Annotated in this window: 2 protein-coding genes and 1 pseudogene; all 3 read left to right on the forward strand. The window is 70.4% G+C overall.

Going from position 1 to position 2,852, the window contains the following annotated elements:
- Window positions 1–170: pseudogene (locus ACFWZ5_RS46015) on the forward strand (alkanesulfonate monooxygenase); the annotation flags it as partial.
- Between the two features lie 44 nt (window positions 171–214).
- On the forward strand, window positions 215–1,729 hold the full coding sequence (locus ACFWZ5_RS46020; protein WP_384893218.1) for a Gfo/Idh/MocA family oxidoreductase: 1,515 nt from the start codon (window positions 215–217) through the stop codon (window positions 1,727–1,729).
- On the forward strand, window positions 1,726–2,733 hold the full coding sequence (locus ACFWZ5_RS46025; RefSeq protein WP_384893221.1) for a phosphotransferase: 1,008 nt from the start codon (window positions 1,726–1,728) through the stop codon (window positions 2,731–2,733). Before ACFWZ5_RS46020 ends, ACFWZ5_RS46025 begins: the two co-directional genes overlap by 4 nt.
- The last annotated feature ends 119 nt before the right edge of the window (window positions 2,734–2,852 follow it).

The following is a 2,852-nucleotide window of genomic DNA, read 5'->3' on the forward strand; positions in this document are numbered from 1 at the left end:
TGGTCGGCAGCCACAGCGACGTCGCCGACCGCATCGCCGAGTACGCCGGCCTGGGACTCGAGGAGATCATCCTGTCCGGGTTCCCGCACCTGGAAGAGGCGTACATGGTCGGCGAGGGCGTCCTGCCCGAGCTGCACCGGCGGGGCCTGACCGGGGCGGGGCGCCGGTGAACCCCCTCAACCGCGAAGGCCGCGCGCCAGGACGGGAAAGCAGCATGACGAACATCCTGGTGATCGGTGTCGGTCCCCACGCCCGCAGGTCCCACCTGCCGGCGCTGGCGGCCGGGCAGGCCGCCGGCCTCGTCGGCACGATATACGGCGTGGACATCCTCGGAGCGATGGATGTCCTGCTGCCCTACGACGCCGATGACGGCCCCCGTACGCTGCCCATGACGCTGGTCGAGCCGTTCGACGCGCGCCTGCGGATCCTGCCCGAGCCGGTCCGCCGGACCCTGGATGCCCTGGTGGAAGACCGTCACATCAACGCCGTCATCGTGTCCACCGAGCCCGCCCACCACATGGTCTACGTCCGCTGGGCGCTGGCGCGGGGCTTGAGCGTGCTCCTGGACAAGCCACTGAGCGTGCATCCCCACGCCTCCACCGACCCTGCGCAGGCGGCAGCCATCCTCGCTGACTTCGACGACATCCTGGCCCGCTACCAGCAGGCCCGCCAGCGCCACCCCCGCCTCCTGGTGAGCGTGCAGTCGCAGCGCCGCTACCACCCGGCGTTCTGGCGGATGCGCCAGCTCATCGAGGAGATCGCCGACGAGACCAACTGCCCGGTCACCTCCGTCCAGTCCTTTCACAGCGACGGACAGTGGCGCCTGCCCCACGAGCTGGTCGACCTCTCGTATCACGGCTTCGACCAGGGATACGGCAAAGCGGCCCACTCCGGCTACCACTTCTTCGACATCGTGCCCTGGCTCATGGGCGGCGCGGAGCGCAGCGGCAAGGAACTCGACGCCGTGACCATTCATGCCCAGGCCACCCGGCCCGGCGACTTCATGGCGCAGCTCACTGTCAGCGACCACGAGCGGCTCTTCCCCGGCTTCGCCGCCCGCAACCCGTACACCCCGGACGAACTGCGCGCGGCCACCCACCGGTTCGGGGAGGTGGACGCGTTCATCTCCCTGGCCTTCAAGAGCCGCGGTCGCATCATGACCCTCGCCAGCATCAACCTGGTCCACAACGGCTTCTCCCAGCGCGGGAACCTGGCTCCTGCCTCCAGTCTCTACACCGGCAACGGCCGCGTGCGGCAGGAGACCCACATCATCCAGCAGGGACCATTCCAAGCCCTCCACTTCCACTCGCTGCAGACCCTGAGCTCGGCTCACCCCGGAGCAGACCCGCACGCGGTGGGCCACAGGGGCCACGTGGAGGTGCACGTCTTCCGCAACAACCGTCTGCAACCCCAGTGGACGGAGTACACCCGGCTCGGCTACCAGGCCCTGACCACCACCTGGAACACCGACGTGGCCACACCGACGCAGCAGTCCTCCCGGCGCCGCGCGACCGTTGAGTTCCTCGAGTATCTGAACGGGCTGCGACGTCGCGAACAGATGCGCTCCGAGCTCACCAGCCACCGCCGGGCCGCCACCGTGATGACGGGCGCCTACCAGTCGATGGCCCAGCAATGGGCCGCCTCCTCGCCGCAGGCCACGCTGGACCTGCCAGCCACACTCACCCCGGCGCCGCCGTCCGTCGCGGAACAGACGGAGCCCGCACGATGACCCCTCCCTCGCCCGAGCGGATGCCCACGCTGCCCGCACTGCTGGGCACCGGACTGCCGTCCGTGCTCGCCGACTGCCGCCCCCACACGGGCCCGATCCTGGCCATCACACGGCTGACGGGAGGCAACGTGAGCCACGTGTTCCGCGTCGGCGGCCAAGACGGGAGCGTCATCGTCAAGATCCGCGGCAGCCGCTTCGCCCGGATCCCGGCGCTGCGCACCAACCCGGCGCTCATCGCCGACGAACGCCGCGCCCTTAAGCTCTACGGAGCCACGGTCCCGCACGTCTTCCCTCAGGTCCTCGCTTTCCATCCCACGGCCCATGCCATGGTCCTCAGCGACGTCTTCCTCGACCAGCGCAACTACCACGAGCACCTGCACCAACGCCCGGCCACCATCGCGGAGATGACCCGGCTGGGCGGCGCCGCGCGCTCCATCCACCACGCCACCCGGGAGGCCCGGCTGCCCCGCCGCTCCCCCAGCGACGAGCGGTTCCCGCCCTACGCCGTCGACTTCTGCCTGCGCTCCCAAGGCCACGCAGCGCTCGATGCGGCCTGCGAGCAGATGACTGCCCGGCCGGACCGGCAGCTGATCCTCGGTGACCTGGCCCCCAAGAACCTCAGCCTGGCCGCCGGCACAGTGGCCGTATGCGACCTCGACAACGTCCACCGCGGCTGGCCGCTGTACGACGTCGGCTACTTCCTGGCCCACCTGCTCATCCATCACCTGCAGCGACCGCACCACCTGCCCGTCCTGGTCCCGGCCCTGCTCCAGGGCTACCTCGGCACCCAGACCCTTCAGCCAGGCGAGGAGCGGCTCATGGCCACGGTCACGGCCGGGGTGATCGTCTACCGGCTGGCCGACTCCCCGGTGCCCTACCCCCTGGTACAGCCGCCCGCCGTGGTGGAGCGATGTCGCGAGCGCGTGCTGTGTCTGCTGGACAGCGGCACGGTCACCGTGGACGACCTGGTGCGCGCCACCGGAGCGAGGGAGGCGGCCGCATGACACTCCGTACCGTCGCCTCGCTGGACGTACCCGACCAGGCGGCGGTGGCCGCCCTGCGTGCCCGCGGCTACCGCGTGAACGACATCCAGTCCCTCGCGCACGATCAACGCCCCTTCGCC

Source organism: Streptomyces sp. NPDC059003 (assembly GCF_042740445.1).
Taxonomy (GTDB): domain Bacteria; phylum Actinomycetota; class Actinomycetes; order Streptomycetales; family Streptomycetaceae; genus Streptomyces.